Source organism: Streptomyces chiangmaiensis, assembly GCF_036281785.1.
GTDB lineage: Bacteria > Actinomycetota > Actinomycetes > Streptomycetales > Streptomycetaceae > Streptomyces > Streptomyces chiangmaiensis.
The window spans coordinates 1-5,454 of the sequence record NZ_JAYWVC010000342.1 but is presented as its reverse complement, the minus strand read 5'-3'; the positions used below and the strand labels follow the sequence as shown (position 1 = coordinate 5,454).

The window sequence follows — 5,454 nt, the reverse complement described above, 5'->3', positions numbered from 1 at the left end:
AATCGCGCTCCCAGGCGATCAACCAGCTCAAGGCCGTCTTGGTGTCAGCAGACCCAGCCCTGCGGGAGTCGTTGGCCGGACTGAGCAATCCCAAGCTCATCCGGCGGTGTTCCGAGCTGGAACCCGCAGACGGGATTGCCCCGGCAACGGCAGCTCGCCACACACTGCGGCTGCTGGCCAGACGGATCCAGCACCTCACCGTGGAGGTCAACGACCTCACCGCTCGGATCATCGCCGGGATTACTGCCTGCACCCCGAAACTGTTGGACCGCTACAGTGTTGGCCCGGACACCGCTGCTGCGTTGCTGATAGCGGCCGGAGACAACCCGGAGCGCATGGGCAGCGAGGCATCCTTCGCCGCCCTCTGCGGCCTCAGCCCGATGGAGGAATCGTCCGGCAAGACCCAACGTCGTAGGCTCAACCGCGGCGGCGACCGCCAGGCCAACTCCGCGCTTTACACCATCGTCCTGGCCCGCCTGCGCCGGGACACCGGCACCCGCAACTATCTGGAACGGCGAATCAGCGAGGGCAAGACGCGCCGCGAAGCGATCCGCTGCCTGAAACGCTACGTCGCGCGAGAGATCTATCAGACGATTACCTCGCCTCGGAAGAACACGACCCCGGCCCCAGCCGGTTGATATCCATAGGGGGCATCAAACTCGCGGTCCGCTACGAGGCTACCGTCCTCGTTGCCGCCATCAACGAGTGGTTGTGACGTACTGGTCCGACGACAACTCGAACACCCGTACTCGCCGACCGCAGGTTGGATTGACGGTCTCACGGACCGGATGCATCCCCAGTTTGGTCATGATCCGTTCGGAGGCGTCGTTGCCCACTTGAGCGATGCTGACGATCCGCTCCAGCCCTCGCTCTTCGAACCCGAACCGTACAGCGGCCGCAGCGGCCTCGGTGGCCAAGCCCTGCCCCCAGTGGGAACGTCCCAGCCGCCAGCCGACCTCAACCGCCGGCAGTACCTCCGGCAAGAAGTCGGGCACGGAAAGGCCGGTGAACCCGGCCAGCTCGCCAGTGGACCGGATCTCCACGGCGAACAGGCCGAAGCCCTGTGACTCCCACTCGCTCTCCCATGCCTGGACCCCGCCGCGAGTCTGCTGTTCGTCACGGACGCTACCGTCACGGATCCACCGCATGACCTCGGGGTCGGCATTGACGGCAGCCATGGGCGCAACGTCTTCCTCGCGCCAGCGACGCAGGATCAAACGGGGAGTCTCAAGCGTGACCATCCAATCATTCTGGATCACAAATGGGCTCTCCGCCATCCTCACCAGGCACTTTCGATACACGCCCTAATGCCACCATCCAACGGGCGCTGCGTCGGCCCTTGTTCGAGCAATAGGCGCTGAACGTCTTCCAAGGAGTCGGGCTCAACCTCTGCTTCGTCCTCTTCCAGCCGTGGGGTTTCGCCAACGCGGCGGCGTTCTTCGCGGCAGTGACGGCGTTGAAACCCGAATAGCCTGATTGGATTAAACAGACAATTAGCTTACGTGTGACGTCCCTGACGATGCGTATGATCAGCGCGTCGGAGGTTCGCGCCTTCGTCTTGTGTCAGTCCGTGCCCACCTCCCGGGTGAAGGAACATGCGTGTCGTGAAGGGATGGAAGGGTGTTGGAGCTTCTGGGGCAGACCCGCTGGAGGCTGTTCGCTCCCCTTCTGTTGACCGGCCTCACAGTCACGGGAATTTTCGCTGTCGGAATCGCTCATGGAGTCCTGGCTGCATCCTTCCTGGTGTCGAATCGTCCGTACAAGAGTTCGGCCAGGCTTTCGATCTCGCACGGGGTGGCCCAATATGCAATGGTGGATGTGACGTGGAGCGGTAAGCGCGTTCCCGTTATCGTCGGCTCCGCCCGGAATGTCGAAAGCTACGGCGTGTGCCAGTCGTGGGTGTTTTCGTTGGGTCCATTCGGGAAGTTCACTTTAAAATTAACTGCCGGTCAAGGGTCAAGTCCGGTCAGATCGAGCAACGCCGTGACGGACGCGGCTTTCATCACCGTCGGAAAGAGCATCCAATATGATGTGGACTCCAATATTGCGGCCGGTGCAGTGACCAAGGGGAAGATCGACCCTGGAGATTCAAACTCACCATACTTTGATCCGGGCAGCAGTGCACACCAGGTCGCCACTCTCGTCCAGAGAGACATCCGAACTATCGTCGTGGCCTCCTCGGCCGATTATTCCGAGCTTCCAGACGCGAAGTACACGGTCACAAGAAACGGTAGCGAGTGTTTCTGATGCATCGTAGCCACGCGAAGGCCTGTGTCGACTCCCCAAGGCCGGTAATGAGATTGACGAATGGTCAGGCGATGGGTGCAATGCATGCACGATGCATGCACGACCTCGGCTTCGCCTCAGCCCGCCGTAGGTTCCGGCGCTGGCGCTGCACACGCCCCTTCTGGGCCGGGGCACTTACGCTTTTGGCAGGCCCACCCATCTTGTATTTCCCGTACGCCCATATCAGTTTCGGCGGACTGATTCTGGTTGTGCCGACCACTGCAGGCACAGGCTCGCTGCTCATCGGTGTCCTGCTCGTGGTGATGGGCGCCATCATGTGGTACCAGCCGCACATGCGAATCAGTGCGGGAATCACGACATACGTGCTGTCGCTGATTTCGTTTCCGGTCGCCAACCTGGGAGGCTTCTTCCTGGGGCTGTTACCAGGGCTGATCGGCGGTTCCCTGGCATGCAGTTGGTCCCCGCTGAAAACAAGTCCGACGGACAAACCAGCGGCCAGTGATGGCGGATGAGCGGCTCATAAGTGAGGAAGTACCACGAGGCGGTGACGGTGAATCCTGACTCATACTCCAGCTGTAGATCGTGATCAGGCTCGTTTGAGGCCGGTGCGCGGTACTGCTCTACGCTGCTCTTCATGATCGCCAAGCTGCAGTGTGTGGTGTTGGACTGTGCCGATGTCGTTGAGCTGTCCCGGTTCTATCAGTTCCTTCTCGGCGGGATGGTGAACCAGCCGGACCCTCGGTGGTCGCTCGGCGACGGCTGGGCGACGCTCCACACCGACAGTGGGTTCGTGCTGGCCTTCCAACGGGTGGAAAACCATCAGTCACCGCGGTGGCCGGATCTCGCTCGGCCCCAGCAGTTCCACCTCGACCTGGGTGTCAAGGACCTGGACCGAGCCCAGGAAGATGTCCTCAAGCTGGGCGCCAGGCTGCTCGATGAGGGCGAGGGGAAGCGGAGTTGGCGCATCTTCGCAGATCCCGCAGGACACCCGTTCTGTCTCGTCCGGGACTGACAGGAGACACCGCAGGGTGCGCGGCCACCGTTGATCATCGTGAGTTGTGTGGACTGACGAAGAGACGGTGGCCGCGGGCCACAGCACAGATCCCGCCCCCGTTGGCGGGAGACGTTCGGGGCGGTCATGGGCCGTATTGCGGGCCGGTTCGCCCGGGTCGAACCCCGGCTGCGGGCAAAGCGGTTGGTGCTGGGGCTGCTGTCCGACCTGCCGCGCAAGAATTGCTGGACGATCTCGGAGTGGGCCGGGGAGGTCAGCCCGCACCGGCATGCAGCATCTACTGTGTCGGGCCTCCGGGGACGCCGGTGCGGTCCGCGATGACGTGCGCGGGATTGTCGCCCTGGCCACTCGCCGCGCGTGCTGGAAGACAATATCGAAGTGCCACCTCCAGACCTGGTCAGTGCCGCCAGCGTCTCCTCGGGAGCCTCCTCGGTTACCCAGTGGCCGCTGCCGGGAATAACCAGGCTCTGCACGTCGTCCGCGGCGAGTTTCATCGTCTTCCCGACCGCCTCACCGAGGCCTGCCGCTCCGCCGATCGCCACAGCGGGCAGGGTCAGCCGCCGGGTCGCGCGTCGTTTGCTCTGCGCGATGGTGGTGTCGAACGCGCGGTAGAGGTTGAAGCTGCCGCGTAGGGCGTCGCGGTGGGCGGCAAGGGTTTGGATGTAGTACCTGACAGCGTAGTCGGGCAGTTTCTTCGCGGCCTTGGTATCGAACTGCCAGCCGAAATAGATGTCTTCTCGTCGTTCCCCCAGCATCGCCGCCCCGGCAGGCCGTCCATCGCGCGCACCGTCAAGCAACTCATTCTGAGCCTGGCCAAGGAGAACAGTACGTGGGGCCACAGGCGCATACAGGGCGAACTCGTTCGCCTCGGCTATCCGATCGCCCCGTCCACGGTCTGGGAGATTCTGCACGCGGCCGGCATCGACCCCGCCCCGCAAGGCTCCGGCCCCGCCTGGCGGCAGTTCCTCACCGTCCAGGCCCACGGCATCCTCGCCGCCGACTTCCTGCGCCTGGACTGCGCCGTCACCCTCAAGCGCCTGTATGCCCTGGTCTTCATCGAGCACGGCACCTGTCGTGTCCACCTCGCCGGCGTCACCGCCGACCCCACCGGCCAGTGGAAGGTCCAGCAGGCGAGGAACCTCGCCGCGGCACTGGATGGCCGCATGGATTCCCTGTGCTTCCTCCTCCGGGACCGGGACAGCAAGTACACCATCGCCTTCGATGCCGTCTTCGAGGCCGACGACGTGGAGATCCTGCTCAGCCCACCGCGGGCACCGAGAGCGAACGCGATCTGCGAGAGAGCCGTGGGCACCCTGCGCCGCGAGGTCCTGGATCGGGTCCTGATCTACAACGAGGCCCATGCTGTGAGGGTGCTGACCGAGTACGTCCAGCGCTGCAACGGGAACCGGCCCCACCAGTTCCGGCAGCAACTGCCCCCGGACAGCAACGAACCACCTGTTCCGGCCACCGTCACTGACCTCCAGGACCACCGGATCCGGCGACAACCGTACTCGGAGGATTGATCAACGAGTATCACCGCGCCGCCTGACCGAACGACATCATCACAGCTCCCAGCACCGACTCGTATTTTCGAGCGGTACATACTCGCCGGCGCAACCAAGAAATGGGGGAAAGCGGCGCAGAGCGGCGAGAATAACCGAGAACAGCACTGACGGCGCGGCGACTTGCGCCACGGGCCGCCGCGGTCAGCCCCTGGCGCAGCTCGACATGGGCGGTCGCTCCGCGAGCCCCGGGCCGCCGCGTTGTTGCAAGCGCGGTGTCTACGCGCAAAGAAATCTTTGACATGGACACTTCCCCTGAGTGGGTTGCCTGCTGTACCAAATCAGTTACCAGCTGTCCCGCTCAGGGAGGTTTCGTGAGACGCATCAAGTCGCTGTCAGCCCTTGCCACGCTGAGCCTCGCGATGGTGCTCGGCCTGGTACTTGCGGGCCCGGCGCAAGCAGCCGGACCCGCGTACGTTGCACTGGGAGACTCCTACTCTTCCGGCAACGGCGCAGGGAACTACGACAGTTCAAGCGGCGACTGCCACCGCAGTTTCAGCGCCTACCCCTACCTGTGGAAGAACGCCCACGCCCCGTCCTCGTTCGCCGACACCTCCTGCTCGGGTGCGGTCACCACGGACGTGACGAACAGCCAGCTCGGCCCGCTCAATACCGCGACCGGGCTCGTCTCCC

At 63.7% G+C, this 5,454-nt stretch carries 5 protein-coding genes and 4 pseudogenes; 7 read left to right on the top strand and 2 right to left on the bottom strand.

Going from position 1 to position 5,454, the window contains the following annotated elements; genetic code table 11:
- On the top strand, positions 1-638 hold a 638-nt coding region (locus VXC91_RS41965), incomplete at its 5' end, for a transposase (RefSeq protein WP_329512611.1).
- Between the two features lie 60 nt (positions 639-698).
- On the opposite strand, the gene VXC91_RS41960 is transcribed toward VXC91_RS41965, so the two are convergent.
- On the bottom strand, positions 699-1,241 hold the full coding sequence (locus tag VXC91_RS41960) for a GNAT family N-acetyltransferase (RefSeq protein WP_329512612.1): 543 nt from the start codon (positions 1,239-1,241) through the stop codon (positions 699-701).
- 64 nt (positions 1,242-1,305) lie between these two features.
- Positions 1,306-1,446: pseudogene (locus VXC91_RS47505) on the bottom strand (site-specific integrase); the annotation flags it as partial.
- 174 nt (positions 1,447-1,620) lie between these two features.
- Between VXC91_RS47505 and VXC91_RS41955 the strand changes: the two are divergent.
- The 6 genes and pseudogenes from VXC91_RS41955 to VXC91_RS41930 all read left to right on the top strand — a co-directional run.
- Complete coding sequence (locus tag VXC91_RS41955) at positions 1,621-2,247, top strand: DUF6230 family protein (RefSeq protein WP_329512610.1); 627 nt, start codon at positions 1,621-1,623, stop codon at positions 2,245-2,247.
- A gap of 95 nt (positions 2,248-2,342) precedes the next feature.
- Positions 2,343-2,759: a DUF6114 domain-containing protein gene (locus VXC91_RS41950; RefSeq protein ID WP_329512609.1), complete on the top strand. Its 417-nt coding sequence runs from the start codon at positions 2,343-2,345 to the stop codon at positions 2,757-2,759.
- 122 nt (positions 2,760-2,881) lie between these two features.
- Complete coding sequence (locus VXC91_RS41945) at positions 2,882-3,259, top strand: VOC family protein (RefSeq protein WP_329512608.1); 378 nt, start codon at positions 2,882-2,884, stop codon at positions 3,257-3,259.
- A gap of 126 nt (positions 3,260-3,385) precedes the next feature.
- Positions 3,386-3,596 (top strand): annotated as a pseudogene (locus VXC91_RS41940) (IS701 family transposase); the annotation flags it as partial.
- Positions 3,597-4,005: 409 nt separating this feature from the next.
- Positions 4,006-4,808, top strand: a pseudogene (locus VXC91_RS41935) (integrase core domain-containing protein); the annotation flags it as partial.
- 375 nt (positions 4,809-5,183) lie between these two features.
- A pseudogene (locus VXC91_RS41930) lies at positions 5,184-5,454 on the top strand (lipase); the annotation flags it as partial.

Bases quoted from the DNA above. Each gene is read 5' to 3' on its own strand.
- VXC91_RS41960 (WP_329512612.1), bottom strand. From the start codon at position 1,241: ATGGTCACGCTTGAGACTCCCCGTTTGATCCTGCGTCGCTGGCGCGAG.
- VXC91_RS41950 (WP_329512609.1), top strand. From the start codon at position 2,343: ATGCACGACCTCGGCTTCGCCTCAGCCCGCCGTAGGTTCCGGCGCTGG.
- VXC91_RS41945 (WP_329512608.1), top strand. From the start codon at position 2,882: ATGATCGCCAAGCTGCAGTGTGTGGTGTTGGACTGTGCCGATGTCGTT.